The following is a 20,379-nucleotide window of genomic DNA, read 5'->3' as shown; positions in this document are numbered from 1 at the left end:
CCCGCTCCGCTCATGTCGCCTCCGTCCTGGCCAGGATCTCGGCCAGATGCATGATCCGCACCCCCGTCTTCCGGCGCCCGAGCATGCCGCCGACGTGCATCAGGCAGGAGTTGTCGGCCGCGCACAGCACCTCGGCGCCGCAGTCCAGGACGTTGTCCACCTTGGCGGCGCACATGGCGGCGGAGACCTCCGGGTTCTTCACCGAGAACGTGCCGCCGAAACCGCAGCACTCCTCGGCGCCGGGCAGCGGGAGGAGCTCCAGACCGCGGACGTTTCCCAGCAGCGTGAGCGGCCGGTCCCCCAGGCGCAGGCCGCGCAGCGAGTGGCAGGTCGGGTGGTAGGTCACGCGGTGGGGGAAGGAGGCCCCCACGTCGGTGACACCGAGCACGTCGATCAGGAACTCCGACAGCTCGTGGACCTTCGGGGCGACCTCTGCCACGGCCTCGGCGAAGCCCCCTCCCTCACCCGCGGCCAGTCGGGGGTACTGCTCGCGCACCATCGCGGCGCAGGAGCCCGAGGGCGCGACCACCGCGTCGTAGTCGCGGAAGACCTCGGTGAAACGGCGGGCGAGCCGTACCCCCTCGTCTCGATAACCGGTGTTGACGTGCATCTGGCCGCAGCAGGTCTGCGCGGCCGGGAAGTCGACCTCGCATCCGAGCCTGCGCAGCAGCGACACGGTCGCGCGCCCCGTGCCGGGGAAGAGCGTGTCGTTGACGCACGTGACGAACAGGGCAACCCGCACGGCACTCCTTTCCGAGTATGGTCAGACCATACTATGGTCTGACCATACTCGGAAAGGGAGCTCCCGCATGGACTGGCAGCCCGTCAAGAAGAAGCGCACGTTCGAGGAGGTGCTCGCGCAGATCGAGCGGCGCATCACCGAGGACGGCCTCACCCCCGGCGACCGGCTCCCCGGCGAGCGGCAACTGGCCGAGCAGCTCCACGTCAGCCGCGCCTCCGTGCGCGAGGCGCTGCGCGTCCTGGAGACGCTGGGCGTGATCTCCTCGCAGGCGGGGCGGGGCCCCGACGCGGGAGCCGTGCTGATCTCGAAGCCGGAGAGCGCCCTGGCCGACCTGCTCAGGCTCCATCTGGGCACGACGAGCCTCTCTCTGGAGGAGGTGATCGACACCCGGCTGATGATCGAGCAGTGGGCCGTGCTGCACGCCCACGCAGCGCACACTCCCGAGGCGCTCGAGGCCATGGGGGCGGCCCTGGCGCGGATGGAGGAGGCGGCCACGCCGCAGGAGTTCGTCGACCACGACGTCGCCTTCCACCTCGGCGTCGCGATGCTCTCGGGCAACCGCCTGCTGGCCTCCACCATGCGGGCGCTCCGGCAGACCATCCACGGCTTCTCGGTCGCCGCCGTCGAGCGGGCCGGGCAGACCGACCTGCTCATGGCCGACCACCGGCGCATCTACGAGCTCGCCAGGGCCGGCGACGGTCCGGCGGCGGCCCGCGCCGTCACCGAGCATCTGGCCCGCGCCTACCCCCGGGCCCCGCGGGACCCGGCGGCCCCCGGCGAGCCGCGGACCTGAAGACTCAGCTCACGGGCCGGTCGTCGGAGCGCTCCTCCGTCCATCGGGCGATGGTGGAGGCCAGCTCGTCATAGTCGAAGGGCTTGGCGATGAAGTCGTCCATGCCGGCGGCCAGGCAACGCTGCCGGTCCTCGGCGAAGGCGCCGGCGGTCAGGGCGATGACGGGCGTGCGCCGGGCCGCCCCCTCCCTGCGGCGCAGCACGGTGGTGGCGGTGTAGCCGTCCATCACCGGCATCTGGCAGTCCATCAGGATCGCCTGATACTGCGTCTTCTCCGTCATCGCGATGGCCTCCTCGCCGTTGGTCGCGAGGTCGGCGTGGTAGCCGAGCAGGGTGAGGACCTCCATGGCCGCCATCCGGTTGAGCTCGTTGTCCTCCACCAGCAGGAGCCGGGAACGGCGGGAGGACGCCTCGGCGGCCTCACCGCCGACGTCGGCGGACGGCTCGGCCGCGGACGCCGGCGCCAGCCGGATCGTGCAGGTGAAGGTGCTGCCCCGGCCGGGCTGACTGGACACCCGCAGGTCACCGCCCATCGCCCGCGCGAGCCGGCGGGAGATGGCCAGGCCCAGCCCGGTTCCTCCGTACTCCCGGGTGGTGGAGGCGTCGGCCTGGACGAACGGGTCGAACAGCCGCTCCTGCTTGTCGGCGGGGATGCCGATGCCGGTGTCGGCGACCTCGATCACGACTTCCGGCGCCCCGTCCGGGAGCGTGCCGGTGAGCCCGGCTCGGACGATGACGCCGCCCCGCGAGGTGAACTTGACCGCGTTGTCGACCAGGTTGAGCAGGATCTGCCGGATCCTCGTGGCGTCACCGCGCACCAGGGCGGGCAGCTCCGGCCCGCACGAACCGGTCAGTGTGAGCCCCTTGGCCCTGGCCGTCTCGGAGAGCAGGCCGACGACGTCGCGGACGAGGGCGCCGGGGGCGAAGTCGGTCTCCTCGAGGACCAGCTGATCGGCTTCGATCTTGGACAGGTCCAGGATGTCGTTGAGGATCGCCAGCAGCGTCTGCCCCGCGGTGAGGATGCCCTGGAGCTGCCGGCGCTGCTCGCTGCCGAGCGGCCCGGCCAGCAGGACCGCGGCCAGGCCGATGACCGCGTTCATCGGGGTGCGGATCTCATGGCTCATGATGGCCAGGAACTGCGACTTGAGCCGCGACGCATCCAGCGCCTGGTCCCGGGCGGTGGCCAGATCGCGTTCGAACTGCTTGCGTTCGGTGATGATCGCCGCCACCAGCACGCTGGTGGCGATCAGCACCATGGTGTAGTTCTGGGTGGTCAGCAGGGTGCCCTGGAGCGATGGCTGCACGAAGGGGCCGACCCCGCGCCCCGCCGCGTAGATCACCACCACGGAGGTGAACAGGCTGGCCAGGCACGCTCCCACCAGCCGGAACCGGATCGCGGCCCACAGCAGCACCGGGACGACGAGGGTCAGCCGCCCGGCACCCAGGACGGGCCAGGCGGCCAGCGGGAGCGCGAGGGCGAGCAGCACGGCCTCGGCCACCCGGCCCCTGCCCGGGCGCGGCCGCCGGTGCCGGTGGGCCCACGCCGCCAGCAGCACCGGAGTCAGCGTCACCACGCCGATCGCGTCGCCGAACCACCACAGCACCCACGAGGAGGCCAGGTCGGCCGTCGGCACGACCCCGCCGGCCCACAGGGCCGCCACCCCGACGCCGGCGCCCGCCGCCGTGGCTCCCAGACCGGCCGGTACGGCCAGCGCCAGCACGTCCCGGATCCTGCCGACGGTCCGCTGGAAGCCCGTCCGGCGCAGCAGCCACCCGGCCCCGGCCGCCTCCAGGGTGTTCCCGGAGGCGATCAGCCCGGCCACCCAGAGCGGGACCCCGGTCGAGGCGTTGAACACCAACGCCCCGAGCAGGATCGCGGGCGCCGCGCGGTAGCCGTACAGCACGACGGCCGCCACCGCCAACCCGCTCGGCAGCCATGCCGGTGAGATGCCGGTGTTCACGGCGGCCAGCGCGAACGCCGCCTTCGCCGCCACGGCGTAGAGCGCCGCCAGCGCGGCGACCCCGCCGAGATACGCCGCGCCGCGGCGAAGCATAGGGCGACTCCTCCTGCCGGACCGGGCAGCCCCGGCTCCCGCAATCGGTCTTCGGACAGTCCGCGGATCGCCCGCCTCCGCACGCACTCACGGCACGGCCCCGATCGCGCCCCAAGACTACTCCGGAGCCGGGACGGCGGTCATGGCCACGCGCGAGGTCAGTCGGCCCCCTTCCACTGCGCGAGCAGCCTGTCGTAGTCGAGCGTCTCCGGCTCGCCCCGCTCGTCGGCGAGCTTCGGCACCGGGGCGCCCGGCTGGTCGAACCAGTACTGGGCGCCCTGCTCCGGGTTCAGCTTCGGCGCGCAGTCGCCGCCGTAGCCGCGGCGCTCCAGCCGGGAGAGGATGTCGTCCTGCTGCTTGGCGAGGTTGTCCATCGACTGCTGGGGGGTCGTCTCCCCGGTCACGGCGGTGGCGACGTTCTGCCACCACAGCTGGGCCAGCCTCGGATAGTCGGGCACGTTGGTCCCGGTCGGGGTCCACTGCTCGCGGGCGGGCGAGCGGTAGAACTCGATCAGCCCGCCGTACTTGGCGGCGTTCTCCGTGAAGTAGTCGCTCCTGACGTCGGAGTCCCGGATGAAGGTCAGCCCGGTGATGGACTTCTTCAGCGAGACCGTCTTGGACGTGACGAACTGGGCGTACAGCCAGGCCGCGGCCCGGCGCTCTCTGGGCGTGTTCTTCAGCAGCGTCCAGGAACCGGCGTCCTGGTAGCCCAGCTTGTTGCCGTCCTTCCAGTACGCGCCGTGCGGGCTCGGCGCCATCCGCCACTTCGGCGTGCCGTCGGCGTTGACGACCGGCAGCCCTTCCTTGGTCATGTCGGCGGTGAAGGCGGTGTACCAGAAGATCTGCTGGGCGATGTTGCCCTGCGCGGGGACCGGGCCGGCCTCGCTGAAGTTCATCCCGGCGGCTTCCTTGGGCGCGTAGCTCTTCAGCCAGTCCACGTACTTGGTGAGCGCGTACACCGAGGCCGGGCCGTTGGTGTCGCCTCCGCGGCTGACCGACGAGCCGACCGGGCGGCAGTCCTCCACCCTGATGCCCCAGTCGTCCACCGGCAGCCCGTTGGGGATGCCCGGATCGCCGTTGCCCGCCATGGACAGCCAGGCGTCGGTGAAGCGCCAGCCCAGCGAGGGGTCCTTGCGGCCGTAGTCCATGTGGCCGTAGACCTTCTTGCCGTCGACGGTCCCGTCACCGTTCACCTTGTTGGTGAAGAAGTCGGCGATGTCCTCGTAGGCGGCCCAGTTGACCGGGACGCCCAGGTCGTACCCGTAGGCCTCCTTGAACTGCTTCTTGATCTTCGGATCGGTGAACCAGTCGTAGCGGAACCAGTAGAGGTTCGCGAACTGCTGGTCGGGGAGCTGGTAGATCTTCTTGTCCGGCCCGGTGGTGAAGCTGATGCCGATGAAGTCGTCGATGTCGAGCGTGGGCGACGTGACGGCCTTGCCCTCGCCCGCCATGTAGTCGGAGAGCGGGAGCACGTAGTCGCCGCGCGAGTGGGTGCCGATGAGGTCGGAGTCGTTGACGTAGGCGTCGTAGATGTTCTGGTCGCCCTGGATCTGGGTCTGCAGCTTCTCGATGACGTCGCCCTCCTGGATCAGGTCGTGCTTGAGCCTGATCCCGGTGATCTCGGTGAACGCCTTGGCGAGCCGCTGCGACTCGTACTCGTGCGTGGTGATCGTCTCGGAGACCACGTTGATCTCCATTCCGCGGTACGGCGCCGCGGCCTTGATGAACCAGTCCATCTCCGCGAGTTGCCGGTCACGCGAGAGCGTGCTCGGCGTGAACTCCTCGGACACCCATTTGCGCGCCGCCGCCCTTCCGTCCTCCTCCCTGAAGTCACTCGTGCGTTCTCCCTCGCCCTCTCCCGTGCAGCCGGCCCCCAGCAGTGCGAGCAGTACGGCCAGGCCGACCGCCCGCCTCCTGAGCCGTCTCTTGAGCGTCAACGACATCGCCTGACTCCTCTCGGGGAAACGTGCGCGTCATCCCCATATCCCGATCACCGCCGCCACCAGCAGCGCGCACGCCAGCGCCAGCCACATCGACAGGTCGGTGACGGCGATCCATCCGGCGAGCACGGCCCCCGCGGCGAGCAGGCCGATGTACAGCCGGTCGCCCCGGTCGGTCTCGATCCGCAGGAAGCCTCGCCGGGCCACCGGTGGCGAGAGCCTGGCCCACACCGCCGTCCCGGCCAGCAGCAGCGTCAGCCCGATGAACACCGCGGCCGTGGGAGGGGTCCACACCATCCACTCCAGCATCGTCAGACCCTCCCGAGCGCGAAGCCCTTGGCGATGTAGTTGCGGACGAACCAGATGACGATCGCGCCCGGGATGATCGTCAGCACGCCGGCCGCGGCGAGCAGCCCCCAGTCGACCCCCGCCGCGCTCACGGTCCGCGTCATGGTGGCGGCGATCGGCTTGGCGTTGACCGAGGTGATGGTCCTGGCGATGAGCAGCTCGACCCAGCTGAACATGAAGCAGAAGAAGGCGGTGACCCCGATCGCGGAACGGATCATCGGCAGGAATATGCGGATGAAGAACCGCGGCAGGGAGTACCCGTCGATCGCCGCGGTCTCGTCTATCTCCCGGGGGATCCCGGACATGAACCCCTCCAGGATCCAGACGGCGAGCGGGACGTTGAACAGCATGTGCGCGATGGCGACCCCGAGGTGGGTGTCGAACAGTCCTACGCTCTGGTAGATCTGGAAGAACGGCAGCAGGAACACCGCCGGCGGGGCCATGCGGTTGGTCAGCAGCCAGAAGAACAGGTGCTTGTCCCCGGCGAACCTGAAGCGGGAGAAGGCGTAGGCCGCCGGGAGCGCCACGACCAGCGAGAGGACCGCGTTGACGGACGTGTAGACGATCGAGTTCAGGTAGCTCGAGTACCACACGGGGTCCGTGAAGAACGTCCCGTAGTTGTCGAACGTCACCCGCTGCGGGATGAGCGAGAAACTGCCGAGGATGTCCTCGTTCGGCCGGATGGACATGCCGAACATCCACAGCAGGGGCAGCATGAGGGTGGCGGCGTACAGCCAGAAGACCGCGCGGGCCCACGGAAGCTGCCGCCGGGCCTTCGCGGCCACGGCGGCCGGTGCCCCTCCTCCGGTCACCGGGCTCACCTCCCCGTCCTGGTCAGCACGGTGAAGAAGACGTACGAGACGATCTGCACGATGAGGAAGTACAGCAGGGAGAACGCTCCCGCGGGCCCGAGGTCGAACTGGCCCACGGCGATCTTCGACAGCAGGATGCTCAGGAACGACGTGGCGTTGCCGGGTCCGCCGCCGGTCACCACGAACGGCTCCGTGTAGATCATGAAGCTGTCCATGAACCTCAGCAGGATCGCGATCGTCAGCACGCCGCGCAGCCGCGGCAACTGGATGTGGCGGAAGGTCGCCCAGGCGGAGGCGCCGTCGATCTGCGCGGCCTGGAAGTAGGGGTCCGGGATCGACCGCAGGCCCGCGTAGGCCAGCAGCGCCACCAGCGGGGTCCAGTGCCAGACGTCCATGAGCAGGACCGTGATCCAGGCGTCGGTGGAGTCCAGGGTGTAGTTGAAGTCGACGCCCAGGACGTTGTTGATCGCCCAGCCGCCGAGCCCGATGTCGCCGCGCGCGAAGATCTGCCAGATGGTGCCCACCACGTTCCACGGGATGAGCAGCGGCAGCGCGACCACGACCAGGGCCGCCGAGGCCCACACCCCGCGGCGCGGCATCGACACCGCGAGCGCCACCCCGAGCGGGATCTCCAGCAGCAGGACCTGGGCCGAGAACAGCAGGGTCCGCAGGAAGGCCGAGCGGATCTCGGGGTCGCGGGCGACGTCCCGGAACCAGTCCAGCCCCACGAAGATCCGGTCGGTGGGGCTGAAGATGTCCTGCACCGAGAAGTTGACGACCGTCATCAGCGGGATCACCGCGGTGAACGCGACCGAGACGACGACCGGGAGCACGAGGAACCAGGCCCGGTTGTCCCTCGGCTTGGCGTCCGCCTGCCTGCCGGGCGCGTCGCGGGGTGCGGCGGCGCCCGCGAGGGAGTCGTCCACCGCCCGGCCGGCGGCGGTGGCGCCCGCCGCCGGGATGTCGTCCACGCTCCTGCCGGTCACGTTCCCGGCCCCCCTTCCAGCGGCGTGATCGACCCGCACCGGACCTCGTCGCGGAACAGGAAGGCCCGCCCGGCGGCGAAGCGGAGCACCGCGGCGGTGCCGGGCTCGTACCGGGAACCGGTGCCCGTCCTGGCGACGAGGGTGTGCCCGTCCACCCGGGCGTGCACGAGGTGGTAGGCCCCCATGCGGTCCACCCCGGTGATCCGCGCGCTCAGGCCCGGTGCCGCCCGCTCGGCCGCGGTCCGGGCGGTCGGAGTGGATGGGAGGACCTGGACGAACTCCGGCCGGACCCCGATTCGCACCGGACCCGGCGGGAGCTCGCCGCCGTCGCCCGCGGCGCGCCCGACGGCCGTCCTCCCGATCATGACCACCCCGCCGGCGACCTCGGCGGGCAGCACGTTCATGCCGGGTGAGCCGATGAAGTGGCCGACGAACTCGTGCGCGGGCGACAGGAAGAGCTCGGCCGGCTCGCCGGCCTGCACGATCCCCCCGTCTTTGAGGACGACCACTTCGTCGGCGAAGGTCAGGGCCTCGGTCTGGTCGTGGGTGACGTAGATGAGCGTGTGGCCGGTGTCGCGGTGGATCTCCTTCAGCTTGCTGCGCAGCGTCCATTTCAGCGCCGGGTCGATGACGGTGAGGGGTTCGTCGAGCAGCACCGCCGCGACCTCGGGGCGGACCAGCCCGCGGCCCAGGCAGACGATCTGCTGCCGGCCCGGGTCCAGCCGCCGCGACCTGCGGCCGAGGTGGCCTTCCAGTCCGAGCATCCGGGAGACCTCGCGCACCCTCCGGTCGACCTCCGCCCTGGGGTAGCCGCGGTTGCGCAGCGGGAAGGCGAGGTTGTCGTAGACCGACATCTCCTCGTACAGGACCGGGAACTGGAAGACCTGGGCGATGTTGCGGCCCGCGGTCGGCACCGCGGTGACCTCGCGGTCGTCGAGCCAGATCCGCCCCGTCGTCGGGGAGAGCAGACCGGAGATGATGTTCAGCAGCGTGGTCTTGCCGCATCCGCTCGGGCCGAGGAGCGCGTAGGCCCTGGCGCTCCGCCACGTCCAGGTCATCGGCCGCAGGGCCCAGGTCCGGCCTCCGTCGTAGCTGTGGCCCACGCCCTCCATGCGGATGTCAGCCATGCAGATCGGCCTCCGCGGCCGACCTGGCGAGCAGGCCTCCGTCGTTGTCGTCGAAGACGAGGACGTGCGCGGGATCCACGTGGACCGTCGCCGGCTCGCCGGGGGTGAACAACCGGGCCCCCGGCAGCTCCGCGACGAGGTGGCGCCCGCCGGCCAGCAGGAGGTGCAGGAAGGTGACGCTCCCGGTGACCTCCGCGAGCCGGATCTCCGCGGGGAACGCGAGTCCCTCGAGCCCGTCCGGCTCGAGGGCCACCTGGTGGGGGCGTACACCGAGGACGACCCGCAGGCCGGAGGCGTGCGCCCCGGGGGCCGGGAACGAGGCGCCCAGGCACTCGATCCGGCCGTCGCGCACGACGCCCGGCAGGAGGTTCAGCGGCGGGTCGCTGAGGGTCGCGGCGACGGCCAGCGTCGGCGGCCGGTCGTACATCTCCGCCGGGTCGCCGACGTGCCGCACCCTGCCCTCGCCCAGGACCACCGTCGGCGCCGCGAAGGTCAGCGCCTCGGCCGGGTCGGCGGTGGAGTACAGGACGGTGCCCGGCGAGTCCGCGAACATGCTCTTGAGATCGGCTCTCAACTGCTCTCTGAGCTTGTAGTCGAGATTGGCGAGCGGCTCGTCCAGCAGCAGCACGTCGGCAGGACGGGCCAGCGCCCTGGCGATGGCGGTCCGCTGCTGCTGGCCGCCCGACAGTTCGGCCGGCCTGCGCCTGAGCAGGTCGCCGATTCCCATGAGCTCGGCGACCTCGCGCACCCGCCGGTCGATCCCCTCCTTCGGGAAGGAGGGCTCCAGGCGCAGCGGGGAGGCGATGTTCTCGTAGACCGTCAGCGAGGGGTAGTTGATGAATTGCTGGTAGACGAAGGCCACGGATCGTTTTCGCACCGAAATGGAGGTGACGTCTTTCCCGTCGACGACGACGCGCCCCTCGGTGGGCGGGAGCAGCCCGGCGGCGACGCGCATCAACGTCGTTTTCCCCGCCGCCACCGGCCCGATGAGGGTCGTCATTCCGTCCGGCAATTCGAGGTTGATGTCGTCCAGCCAGGACTCCCCGCGTTGCCGCACGTGAACGCCGTCGAGAATCAGCGCCACCGTGCCCGGTCCTCTCTGCCGGAGCATGATCGAAACCGTGCGGTCAGCGTAAGCGCTCCGACGTGCGATCGCGACGGTCCTGAACCGAATCCAATTCCATATAACATGACCGTCAAGTCTGTGCATAGGGGGCGTCTACTGTGACGCGAGATACGTCACCGCCCCGGAGATGCGGTGCTTTTCAGCTCACCGCCTCCCCCTCCGGCGGCCCTCGCCGGAGCTTCCCGGCGCACGCCGCGCTCACCCTTTCACCGCCCCCGTGATCATGCCCGCACCGACCCTGCGCTGCAGGAACAGGAAGACCAGCAGAACCGGAAGGGCGAACAGGGTGGCGGCGGCCATGGTGGCGCCCCAGTCGGTGCCGAACACGTCGCGGAAGGACGACAGCCACACCGGGAGCGTCCGCTTGTCCTGGTCCTTGATGATCAGCACGTTGACGAACGCGAACTCGTTCCACGCGGTGATGAATCCGAACAGCGAGGTGGCCATCAGGCCCGGTGCGAGCAGCGGGAAGACCACCCGCCGGAAGGCGGCCGGCCGGGTGCAGCCGTCGACCAGGGCGGCCTCCTCCACCTCGACGGGGATGGCGGCGAGGAAGCCGCGCAGGGTCACGATCGTGAACGGCAGGGTGATCATGAAGTAGACGCCGGTGAGCATGGCCAGCGAGTCGAGCAGCTCGGTGTCCCTGGCGATGATGAACATCGGCACGAGCAACGCCTCCCACGGCGCCATCTGCGCGGCGAAGACCATGACGATGAACGCCCCCCTGCCGCGCCAGCGCATCCGCGCCACGGCGAAGGCCGACAGCAACGAGACCGCCAGGGCCAGGAGCACGGCGGCGCCGGTGACGGCCAGGCTGTTGCGCCAGAACGTCCAGAACCCGTCGGCGCCCACCGCGGCGGCGAAGTGCTCCAGCGTCGGGTGCGCCGGCCACAGGCTCGGCGTCTCTGCCTGGATCTCCGCGGCCGGCTTGAAGGCGGTGGCGAACATCCAGTAGACCGGGAAGATCATCACGACGAGCACGGCCGCGGCGGCGGCGTTGAGGGCGATCCCGCCCGCTCTCATGACCCGTCTCCTCCTGGCCGGGGCGGCTGGTGTCACGACTCGGCTCCTTCCTGCCTGAGCATCCGGCGCAGGTTGCCGACCAGGGCGACGGCGAGGACCGCGACGGTGAGCATGGCGACCGCCGAGCCGAGGTCGTAGCGGTGCAGGACCCGGGCGACCTTGAAGGCGTAGACCGGCAGCGTGGTCGTCGCGTTGCCGGGGCCTCCCTGGCTGAGCACCCAGATCTGCGGGAAGCACTTGAAGACCCAGATCACCTCCAGCGAGGTGATGAGCGCGAACATCGGGCGCAGGATCGGGAAGGTCACCCGGGTGAAGATCTGCCTGCCGGTACCGCCGTCGATCCTGGCCGACTCGTACAGCTCGGCGGGGATCGTGGTCAGGCCCGCGTACAGGGTCAGCGCGGCGAACGGCACCGACTGCCAGACCACCAGGGCCACCAGCACGCCGAACATCGCCCGGCCGTCGGCGAACCAGGAGTACCCCTGGAACGAGTCGAGGCCGAGGCCCACCAGCAGCCAGTTGACGACGCCCAGTTCCGACTGGAAGAGCCACTGGAAGATCGTGGTGGCCGCGATGACCGGTGTGGCCCAGACGAGGGCCAGTGCGCTCATCAGGGCGACGCGCATGCGCCGGCCGAGCCGCGCCAGCATGAGTGCGACGGCGGTCGAGATGCCCACGATGAGCACCACGTTGACCGCGGTCCAGGCGAAGGTGCGCAGCGTGACCGTCCAGAACTCCTCGGCGGCCAGCAGCTCGCGGTAGTTGTCCAGGCCGGCGAGCTCCGCGCCGCCCCGGATGAGCTCGCCCATCCGGAAGCGCTGGAAGGAGATCGTCGCTGCGCGCAGCAGCGGGTAGAGCAGCAGGAAGACGCCTCCGGCCACAGCGGGGGCGATGAGCAGGTAGGGCCACAGGTCCCCGGGTCGCCGGCGTCTTCCGGTCGGGGCCCGCGGCTCCTGCCGCCGTCGCGGCGGGGCCGGGGCCTGGGTGGCGGCGGGCACGTTCGCTCCCTCCGGTTCGGCGTTCCGCCCGGCCCTGGACGCTCCCGGGCCGGGCGGCGCGCAGGTGTCTCAGGATCCGCTGTTGAGGGTCGTGGTGATGGACTCGGACGCCTTGCGCGCCTCGGTCGCCGGATCCTTGCCGGTGAGCACGGCGGTCATGTACTGCTTGATCACGGAGGTGGCCTCGACCGCCGCCCAGTTGGGGGTGTTGGGGGTGGCCCTGCCGGCCGCCGCCCCCCGCGCCATGGCGGCGGTGCCCTCGTCGGCGTCGAGCACGTGCGCCAGCGACGCCCTGTTGGGCACGAAGTTCATCGTCTTGGCCAGGTCGGTCTGGAACTCCTCCCCCGCCAGGGCCTTGACCACCTCGTAGGCGGCCTCCGGGTTCTTCGACGCCTCCGGGATGATCAGATCGGAGCCGCCGGTGAACACCGCGCCGGGCTTGTCCGCCGTCTTCCCCGGGATCGGGAAGAACCCCATCTTGTCTTTCATGCCCGGCTCGACCTCCAGCACCCGGGCCGCGCCGCCGGGCACGTTGATCATCTGCGCGACCTTGCCCTGGGCGAAGACCTCGTGCTGCGGCGGGTTGGCCTCGTCGGCGTCCTTCGGCCCCTTGCCGAGGGCCTGGAGCCGCCTGTAGAAGTCCATTCCGGCCAGCGCCTGCGGGGTGTCGAGGGCGCCCTTCCACCGGTCGCCCTCCTTGACGGCCAGGTCGCCGCCCTCGTCCCAGATGAATCCGGCCAGCGCGTACCACGTCTGCCCGGTGAGGTAGATGCCCTGGGTCCCGCCCTTGTCGAGCTTGGCGGTGATCTCCAGCCACTCGTCGCGCGTCTTGGGCGGGGCCTCGATCCCGGCCTTGGCGAACAGCTCCTTGTTGTAGACGACGACGCGGTTGGCGGCGTACCAGGGGATGCCGTACTGCCTGCCGTCGATGTTGCCGGGTTGGGCCAGTCCGGGGATCCAGTCGGAGCCGGCGAGGTCGGGGACCTTGTCGGTGAGGTCCTTGACGCCGCCGCTCGCGGCGTACTGGGCGACCTGGGTGTTGCCGACCTCGATCACGTCGGGGGCGTCGGTGCTGGCCAGCGCGGCGGTGACGCGCTCGCCGATGCCGTCCCACGCCTGGATCTGGATGTCGAGGTCGACACCCCGGTGGGCGGTCTCGTAGCCGGTCTCGAAACGCTTGGCGAGCTCGTCGGTGACACTCCCGTCCATGATCCATACGGTGAGTTCGGCGGGCCCGGTGCTCGCGGGGGCGGCGGATCCGCCGCCGGAGCCGGAGCCACAGGCGGCGGTGGCGGCCAGGGTCAGGGCGGCGGCCGCGGTCAGGAGGCGGTGCTTCATGGTGTCTTCTCTTTTCGGGGGGTACGGCCTGCGGGCCGTGCGGGCGCCGGGGCACGACCCGCAGGCGGCTCCGCGCGGGAGCCGTGGGCGTTCCTCAGGGGGCGGGGACGGTGTCGGTGAACGTGGTGGAGGCCGCGCGGAAGGCGGCGACCCTGCTCAGCACGTCGGCGGGCGGGACGACCTCGTTCCTGCTGTGGTAGACCCAGTCGACCTGCTGCCGGTAGGTGCGCGGGGCGGAGCCGCCCTGCAGGTCGATGAACCACTGGTTGAACATGATCCACATGGGGGTTTCGGGATAGTGGACGTCGCCGTGGTCGGCGAACAGACGCCCGTCGACGTAGTACCTGATCCGGCCGCCGGAGACCTGGATGACCAGGTCGTGCCAGCCGACGAAGCTGGCCCGCTCCTCGGTGTGGGTGTTGACGGCCTGCCAGGGATCGGCCTGGTAGGTCTCCCAGCTCGTGGCGTACAGGATGTTGCCGGGCTCTCCCCACCCGCCGTTGGGGAGGTACTCGAAGTCCAGCTCGCCGTAGTCCGGGTCCATGTTCTGCCGCAGCGGCGTGATGGTGAAGAACGTCTGCACCACGTGCTCCCCGTCGGGGCCGGACAGCGGGGCGTCGGCGAACTTCACCCGGGCCGCGTAGGTGCCCTCGAAGAACTTGCGGGCGGAGGTGGACAGCTCGGTGTGGACGGTGCCCGCGCCGCTGCCGTCGGTGGAGGAGTCGAGCTGCAGGACCTGCCGGCCGTCGACCGAGGGGAAGGTGACCGCGGAGGGCGACCAGGTGGCGCCGGGCACACCGGGACCGCCGGAGGCCGATCGCACGGTCCAGCCGCGCTGCGCCAGCCGCGGGTCGGACGAGCCGGTGTAGGCGAAGTCGTCGAACAGCGTGCCCTGGCCTCCCGGGCCGCCCGTCGGGGTGACCGTGGGCGTCGGCGTGGGCTCCCCTCCCCCGCCGCCCGCGGGTGCGCCCCAGACGAGCCGGCCGTCGACGTGGACGCTCACCTTGTCCCAGTCGCCGTAGCTCGTACGGCTCGCACCGAACGAGTAGTCGTCGGACTGGGTGAAGTTCTGCCAGTCCGCGCGGTGGAAGCGCAGTTGCAGGTCGCCGGTGCCCGCGCCGGGGGCCAGCGCCCCGGAGGTGAAGCCGACCTCCAGGTAGCGGTCGGCGGTCGGCACCGGATCCGTCAGCGTGACGAACCGCCCGGTCACGGTGGAGCAGCTCACCACCGCCCAGGAACAGGCGAAACGGTAGGCGGTCTCCCCCGTGAAGTAGTAGCGGATCTTGACGTTGCTGAGCGCGACGGGCGTGGTGCCGTCGTTGACGAGCGTGAACCACGGCTCGGCCTGGGAGGTGGCGGCTCCGGTGGAGCTGGTCCTGTACTGCAGGCGCAGCGACTGGTCTGCGGCGGCCGGGGAGGCCAGGGCCACCGCCGCCAGGACGAGGGGAAGGGCCAGGGCGAGGGCGGTTTTCATGAGATGTCGGCGCATGGCTGGTCTCCTTCTGAGCGGCCCCCGAGGTGTTTTCCGGCATGACGAAGACGATCTCCGTCGGGGTGACCGGCAGGCGGCCCCCGTTCGGGCGCCTGCTGCGGTCATGGGTCGTGCGCGGTCATGGGTCGTGCGCGGTCACGGTCCGCGTGGGCTGCGGGGCGGCGCCGGCCGCGGTCAGCCGCCCCTGCGGATGCGGCCCGCGTAGCGGGCCTCGAGGGCGAGGTTGTGCGCGTCGCCCTCGGGGACGTTCGCCGACAGGTACACCGGGGGCGCCTGGCCGGAGGCGAGCAGTTCGGCCACCGCCCTGACGACGACGAGCTGGGCGAGCAGCGCCGAGGTGATCGTGGAGACGGCCGCGACGGCGCCTCCTCCGGGCAGCGGGAGGATCGCGTCGCCGTACGGCGCCCGGTTGTCGAGCACCACGTCGGCGAGGTCGTACAGCTTGCGGCCGGAGGGGTGCCTGGCCGCCGCGGCGCGGCTGTGTTCGAGCGAGGTGATCGCGATCAGGTCGTGACCGCGCTCCTTCACCAGGGCGGCCAGCTCGACGACGACGCCGTTGACGCCCGAGCTGGAAACGATCACGAACAGGTCGCCGTCCTCGACGGGGGCGGCGTCCAGGATCCGGTGGGCGACCGCGGGGTCGCGTTCGAGGTCGTAGCGTTCGAGCTCGCTGCGGTCGGCCCCGCCGTACAGGACGATGTCCCGCAGTGTGAGCCGGTTGGTCGGCACGAGCCCGCCCGCGCGGCCGGCGATCTCCATGGCGACCGCCTCGGAGTGTCCCGAGCCGAACGCCTGGACGACGTCGCCCCGGCTCAGCGTCGCCGCGACCAGGACCGCGGCCTTTCCGATGGGTTCGGCCTGCTCGACCGGCATGTCCTGGACGAGCCGGGCGATGTGCCGGACGTAGGCGTCCGGATCGGGTGGTGAGGTCGTTCCTCCGGTCGGATCGAGTGCTGCGGGTTCCAGGGGTTCTACGGCCACGCGTCTCCTTCCGGGAGGCGGTGCCCGGTCACCGCCCGCACGGTCAGGTCGAACGCCTTCCGGGTGCGCTCGTAGGTGCGCTGCGCGACCGAGACGTAGACCACGTCGAGGACGAGCAGCTGGGAGTGGATGGCGGCGAAGCCCTCCGACCGGAAGGTCGTCTCCCTGCTCGCCGTGGTGACGACCAGCTCCGCCACCTCCGCCAGCGGTGACCTCGGGTGGGAGGTGACCGCCACGGTGATCGCCCCGTGGCTGCCGGCCTCGGCGAGCACCTCGATGGCCTCCCGGGTCCTGCCGCTGTGCGAGATGCCGATCGCCACGTCGCCCTGGCCGAGCAGGGCCGCGTCGGTGAGCGCGCTGTGCGCGTCGGACCTGCTCCAGGTCGGGATGCGGATGCGCTGCAGGCGGTACTCCATCTCGCTGGCCACCGCGGCGCTGCTGGAGACCCCGAACAGCAGCACCCGGCCGGCCCGGGCGATCGCCCCCGCCACCTTCTCCACGGTGGCCAGGTCGAGCTGGGCGGCGGTCTCCTGGATCAGGCGGATGTCGTTGCCCGACACCACGCCCAGCACCCGGTCGAGCCCGTCGTCCGGCAGGATCTCCTGCCCGATGTCGGTCTCCCAGCGCTGCTGCGCGGCCCTGCCGGTCTCGGTGGCGAGGGCGACGCGCAGTTCGGCGTAGCCGCCGAAGCCCAGACTGCGGCAGAGCCGGGTGATCGTGGCGGTCGAGGTGCCGCTGCGCTCGGCCAGGTCGACGATCGTCGACCGCGCGGCCTCGGCCGGGTCGGCGACGATCACCTCGGCCACCTTGCGCAGCGCTTCGGGCATCTCGCCCTGCTCGGTCCTGATCCTGCTCAGGAGTCCCACCATCGCCTCCTCCGTCTTATTGGTGAAAATTATGACCGATATCTCGCTTCGTCAAGGCTTATGGATAATAATTTTTGACATGAACGTGATACTCGGCGTGGACGCCGGCGGGACGTCGTCTCGCGCTGCGGCCGTCACGACGGAGGGGGCCGCATTGGGGCGCGGCAGGGCGGGCGGGGGCAATCCCGTGGCCCTCGGCGTCGAGAAGGCGTTCGCCAACCTGGCCCTGGCCGTGCGCGCCGCCCTGGCCCCGGTGGATCCCGCCCGGGTGAAGGCGGTGACCGTCGGGCTGGCCGGCTCGGGGATGCTGCGGGACCCGGCGGTGCGAAGCGCCCTGGAGCGGACCTTGCGCGGCTGCGGACTGGCGGCCGTCCCCCGCGTGGTGGGCGACGTGGTCGTGGCGTTCGCAGCGGGTACGGCCGCGCGGTCGGGGACGGTTCTGATCTCCGGCACCGGGGCCGTGGCTGCGCAGATCATCGACCACGAGCCGGTGGCGCTGGCCGACGGGTACGGCTGGCTGCTCGGCGACGAGGGGTCGGCGTTCTGGCTCGGCCGGGCCGCGGCCCGCGCCGCCGTCCGGCAGGCCGGCAGCGGGCTGCCGATGCACGACGCCGGCCTGCTGACACGGCTCGTCGTGGGGCATCTGCTCCCCGCGGCCGTCCGGGGCGGCGAGGGCGGCGAGGGCGGCGAGATCGTCGTGCCCGGCGGGGAGCTGGCGGACCTGCTCTGCGCCGCGGTGCAGATCCGCCACCCGCTCGCCCTGGCCGAGCTCGCCCCGCTGGTGAGCAGGGCGGCCCTCGCCGGGGACCCGGCGGCGGAGGCCGTCGTGGCCGGCGCCGCCGCCCGGCTGGCCCGGACCGTCTCCCGGGTGCACGTTCCCGGCCCGTGCACGCCGATCGTGCTGGCCGGGAGTGTGCTGACGAGCGAGGGGCCCGTGCGCCGTGCCGTGCAGGACCTTCTCCGGCGCCGCGGCAGCGGACCGGTCGCCGTCGCGGGAGACGGCGCCGGGGCCGCCGCGTGGCTGGCCGCCGGGCCGCTCCTCGGCCCCGGGGAGGCGGCCGGGCTCCACCACCGCTTCACCGGCGCCCTTCAGCCGGGGAACCCGTCCGCCTCGCCCCAGGAAGACGGGCATACCGGGCAGGAGTCCTGACGCCCCGCGCAGGGCCCCGCCGCCCCCGTCCCGGCGACGGCACGCGGCCTCCTCCGGGCCTCCCTGCTGCGGCCTCCCGGGCGGGGGAGGCCCGGCGGGCAGCGCAGAACAATCCGTCATGGACATGATCAACGTTAGCGGGGATGCTCGTGACAGTTCCTGTTCATCGATTGTTAACCGGACAGCCGGACAGCATAATGTCAGGACAAATGGAGGGTCGTTTCTGACCCTCCGTGAGAGGAGTCGTCATGGTTTCCCTCGACCGCAGATCCTTTCTGACCACGACCGGTGGCGCGCTCGCCAGCGGAGTGGCGCTCAACACGCTCGGGGCCCACGCCGCCTGGGCCGAGGCGGGCCGCTCGCCGTCCGACCCCGGCAAGGTCGGCTACGGGGAGCTGCGCCGTACCGCCTCCCGCAACACCGGTGAGGAGCTGCTCGCGCTGCCCGCCGGGTTCTCCTACGTCGTCCTCGGCAGGACGGGGACCCCCATGGACGACGGCACGCTCACCCCGATCGCCCACGACGGCATGGCCGCCTTCCGCGGCACCCGCAGGCACACCGCCCGCCTGATCCGCAACCACGAGGTGCGGACCGCGCCGGGGACGCCGACCGGCCGGGTGCACGTCCCCGGCTCGACCCGCTACGACGAGCTCGGCGTCGGCGGCACGACCACCCTTGAGGTGGACCTGCACAGCGGCGAGGTGATCCGCCACTTCGTCAGCCTCAACGGCACGATCATCAACTGCGCCGGAGGCGTCATGCTCGGCGCCCGCGGCTGGCTGACGTGCGAGGAGACCACCGCGGGACCGGCTCAGGGCTGGCAGCGCAAGCACGGGTACGTCTTCGAGGTCCCGCTGGACGGGCCCGAGCCGGGGACGCCCGCGCCCTCGATGCCGATCACGGCGATGGGACGCTTCTCCCACGAGGCCGTGGCGGTCGACCCCCGTACCGGCTACGTGTACGAGACCGAGGACGACTCGGGCAAGCCCGACGGCTTCTACCGCTACCGCCCCAAGGATCCGCGCAACCTCGCCGCCGGCGGCGTCCTCGAGATGCTGAAGGTCAAAGGCCGTGACGGTTACGACTGCCGTGAAGGCCAGCGGGTGGGCGCCCGGCTGCCGGTGGAGTGGGTGACGATCGACGATCCGGATCCGGACCTGGAGGGCGGCGCCCCGACCTGCACCCAGCAGGGGCTCGCCAAGGGCGGGGCGAAGTTCAACCGGCTGGAGGGCTGCTGGTGGGGCGACGGCAGCGTCTTCTTCAACTCCACCAGCGGCGGTGACGCCAAGAACGGCGACGCCCCCAACGCCGACGGGTACCGTGAGGGTTACGGCCAGGTCTGGCGCCACATCCCCGGCCGCCGCGACGGCGGGAGCCTCGTGCTGGTGTACGAGTCGCCCGGCCGCAGGGCCCTGGACTCCCCCGACAACCTGACCTTCACCCCGCGCGGCGGCATCGTGCTGTGCGAGGACGACGCCTCCTCGGCGGACGCCGACCCGCACCCGCTGGCTCCGGGGCTGACCAACGTCAACCGCCTGATCGGGCTGGACCCCCGGGGAGGGCAGCCGTTCGAGTTCGCGGTCAACATCAGCGACGACAGCGAGTTCGCCGGGGCGTGCTTCAGCCCCGACGGCTCGGTGCTGTTCGTCAACAACCTCGGCAGCACCACCGAGACCGATCCGCCGGGCCGCACCTACGCCATCCGCGGCCCGTGGCGACGCGGGCCCCTGTAGGACAGCGGCCCTGTAGGACAGCGGCCCCGTAGGACAGCGGCCCCGTAGGACAGCCGGGCCCCTCCCCCACCGGCGTGGCGGCAGGGGCCCGTACCGCGGTCGACATGTTGCGTTCAGCATGTTGAGATCGGAAATGTCGTACGCCGGTGCCAGGATCGGCCGGCGGGACGTCGCGACGCGTGGATGTTCCCGATGTCCCCGACGGAAGGAAACGATCGTGGCTTTCGCGGGTGGCGTGCTGCCCCCGGACGACGTCGTCGTCGAGGCCCTGCGCGCCGGTGACGAGGCGATCTTCGAGGCGCTGCTCGGCGCCTGGTCGCGGGGGATGCTCAGGCTGGCCCGCGCGTACGTGTCCACCGACGACTCCGCGCAGGAGGTCGTCCAGGACGCCTGGCTGGCGGTGATCGAGGGGATCGACGGGTTCGAGGGCCGTTCGTCGATCAAGACCTGGGTCCACCGGATCCTGATCAACACGGCGAAGAAGCGCGGCGCCCGGGAAGGCCGGGCGATTCCGTGGAGCAGCGCCTTCGACCGGCGGGAGGGGCCGGCCGCCGGCTCCGGCGGCTTCCCCGACGGGGACGGCTCCCTCCCGGGCCCCTGGAAGGACTTCTCCGCCCTCTGGCCGACTCCCGAGGACGAGGCGCTCGCCTCGGAGGTGCGCGGCCAGATCGCGGTAGCCCTGGCCGGGCTGCCGGCCAGGCAGCGGACCGTGATCACGCTTCGTGACGTCGAGGGGTGCACCTCGGAGGAGGTTTGCGAGATCCTGGAGATCTCCGCGGCCAACCAGCGGGTCCTGCTGCACCGCGCCCGGGCGTGGGTGCGGGGGCGGATCGAGGCCTACTTCGAGACGGTGGGGCGGCCGGCGTAGTGA

General features: G+C 71.4%; 18 protein-coding genes. 4 read left to right on the top strand and 14 right to left on the bottom strand.

Features of this window, described 5'->3' with window-relative positions; translation table 11 throughout:
- Positions 1–10: 10 nt before the first annotated feature.
- Positions 11–742, bottom strand: coding sequence for a (Fe-S)-binding protein (locus HS041_RS21040; protein WP_196442353.1), 732 nt, complete (start codon positions 740–742; stop codon positions 11–13).
- Between the two features lie 67 nt (positions 743–809).
- On the opposite strand from HS041_RS21040, the gene HS041_RS21035 reads away from it, so the two are divergent.
- Complete coding sequence (locus HS041_RS21035) at positions 810–1,535, top strand: FadR/GntR family transcriptional regulator (protein WP_196442352.1); 726 nt, start codon at positions 810–812, stop codon at positions 1,533–1,535.
- Between the two features lie 4 nt (positions 1,536–1,539).
- On the opposite strand, the gene HS041_RS21030 is transcribed toward HS041_RS21035, so the two are convergent.
- The 13 genes from HS041_RS21030 to HS041_RS20970 form a co-directional block, all read right to left on the bottom strand.
- Positions 1,540–3,588 (bottom strand): MASE1 domain-containing protein, encoded by a 2,049-nt coding sequence (locus HS041_RS21030; protein WP_196442351.1) that lies wholly within the window; start codon positions 3,586–3,588, stop codon positions 1,540–1,542.
- A gap of 158 nt (positions 3,589–3,746) precedes the next feature.
- A complete protein-coding gene (locus tag HS041_RS21025) occupies positions 3,747–5,531 on the bottom strand; it encodes an ABC transporter substrate-binding protein (protein ID WP_196442350.1) in 1,785 nt (594 codons plus the stop codon).
- Between the two features lie 30 nt (positions 5,532–5,561).
- Positions 5,562–5,837, bottom strand: coding sequence for a DUF2160 domain-containing protein (locus HS041_RS21020; RefSeq protein WP_196442349.1), 276 nt, complete (start codon positions 5,835–5,837; stop codon positions 5,562–5,564).
- 2 nt (positions 5,838–5,839) lie between these two features.
- Positions 5,840–6,688, bottom strand: a complete 849-nt coding sequence (locus tag HS041_RS21015) for a carbohydrate ABC transporter permease (protein WP_196442348.1) — start codon at positions 6,686–6,688, stop codon at positions 5,840–5,842.
- 5 nt (positions 6,689–6,693) lie between these two features.
- Complete coding sequence (locus tag HS041_RS38535) at positions 6,694–7,674, bottom strand: carbohydrate ABC transporter permease (protein WP_196442347.1); 981 nt, start codon at positions 7,672–7,674, stop codon at positions 6,694–6,696.
- On the bottom strand, positions 7,671–8,801 hold the full coding sequence (locus HS041_RS21005; protein ID WP_196442346.1) for an ABC transporter ATP-binding protein: 1,131 nt from the start codon (positions 8,799–8,801) through the stop codon (positions 7,671–7,673). Before HS041_RS21005 ends, HS041_RS38535 begins: the two co-directional genes overlap by 4 nt.
- Positions 8,794–9,912 (bottom strand): ABC transporter ATP-binding protein, encoded by a 1,119-nt coding sequence (locus HS041_RS21000; protein ID WP_196442345.1) that lies wholly within the window; start codon positions 9,910–9,912, stop codon positions 8,794–8,796. The genes HS041_RS21005 and HS041_RS21000 overlap by 8 nt, the downstream gene beginning before the upstream one ends.
- A gap of 213 nt (positions 9,913–10,125) precedes the next feature.
- A complete protein-coding gene (locus HS041_RS20995; protein ID WP_196442344.1) occupies positions 10,126–10,950 on the bottom strand; it encodes a carbohydrate ABC transporter permease in 825 nt (274 codons plus the stop codon).
- Positions 10,951–10,982: 32 nt separating this feature from the next.
- Positions 10,983–11,948 carry a carbohydrate ABC transporter permease gene (locus HS041_RS40115; RefSeq protein ID WP_196442343.1) on the bottom strand — a complete coding sequence of 322 codons (966 nt, stop codon included), beginning with the start codon at positions 11,946–11,948 and terminating at the stop codon, positions 10,983–10,985.
- 69 nt (positions 11,949–12,017) lie between these two features.
- Positions 12,018–13,286, bottom strand: a complete 1,269-nt coding sequence (locus HS041_RS20985) for an extracellular solute-binding protein (RefSeq protein ID WP_196442342.1) — start codon at positions 13,284–13,286, stop codon at positions 12,018–12,020.
- Between the two features lie 94 nt (positions 13,287–13,380).
- The gene (locus HS041_RS20980) at positions 13,381–14,775 is read right to left on the bottom strand and encodes a cellulose binding domain-containing protein (protein WP_196442341.1); all 1,395 of its coding nucleotides are present in this window, start codon (positions 14,773–14,775) and stop codon (positions 13,381–13,383) included.
- A gap of 177 nt (positions 14,776–14,952) precedes the next feature.
- The gene (locus HS041_RS20975; RefSeq protein WP_307845389.1) at positions 14,953–15,759 is read right to left on the bottom strand and encodes a sugar isomerase domain-containing protein; all 807 of its coding nucleotides are present in this window, start codon (positions 15,757–15,759) and stop codon (positions 14,953–14,955) included.
- Positions 15,750–16,628: a MurR/RpiR family transcriptional regulator gene (locus HS041_RS20970; RefSeq protein WP_196442340.1), complete on the bottom strand. Its 879-nt coding sequence runs from the start codon at positions 16,626–16,628 to the stop codon at positions 15,750–15,752. The genes HS041_RS20975 and HS041_RS20970 overlap by 10 nt, the downstream gene beginning before the upstream one ends.
- Positions 16,629–16,704: 76 nt before the next feature.
- On the opposite strand from HS041_RS20970, the gene HS041_RS20965 reads away from it, so the two are divergent.
- The 3 genes from HS041_RS20965 to HS041_RS20955 all read left to right on the top strand — a co-directional run bounded on the left by HS041_RS20965 (position 16,705) and on the right by HS041_RS20955 (position 20,376).
- On the top strand, positions 16,705–17,775 hold the full coding sequence (locus HS041_RS20965) for a BadF/BadG/BcrA/BcrD ATPase family protein (protein ID WP_196442339.1): 1,071 nt from the start codon (positions 16,705–16,707) through the stop codon (positions 17,773–17,775).
- Between the two features lie 248 nt (positions 17,776–18,023).
- Positions 18,024–19,508, top strand: coding sequence for a PhoX family protein (locus HS041_RS20960; RefSeq protein WP_196442338.1), 1,485 nt, complete (start codon positions 18,024–18,026; stop codon positions 19,506–19,508).
- Positions 19,509–19,725: 217 nt separating this feature from the next.
- On the top strand, positions 19,726–20,376 hold the full coding sequence (locus tag HS041_RS20955; protein WP_307845388.1) for an RNA polymerase sigma factor: 651 nt from the start codon (positions 19,726–19,728) through the stop codon (positions 20,374–20,376).
- Positions 20,377–20,379: the final 3 nt, after the last annotated feature.

Source organism: Planomonospora sp. ID67723, from assembly GCF_015711605.1.
GTDB lineage: Bacteria > Actinomycetota > Actinomycetes > Streptosporangiales > Streptosporangiaceae > Planomonospora_A.
Note: the sequence above shows the minus strand (reverse complement) of the source record. Positions and strands in the feature narration are given on the sequence as shown.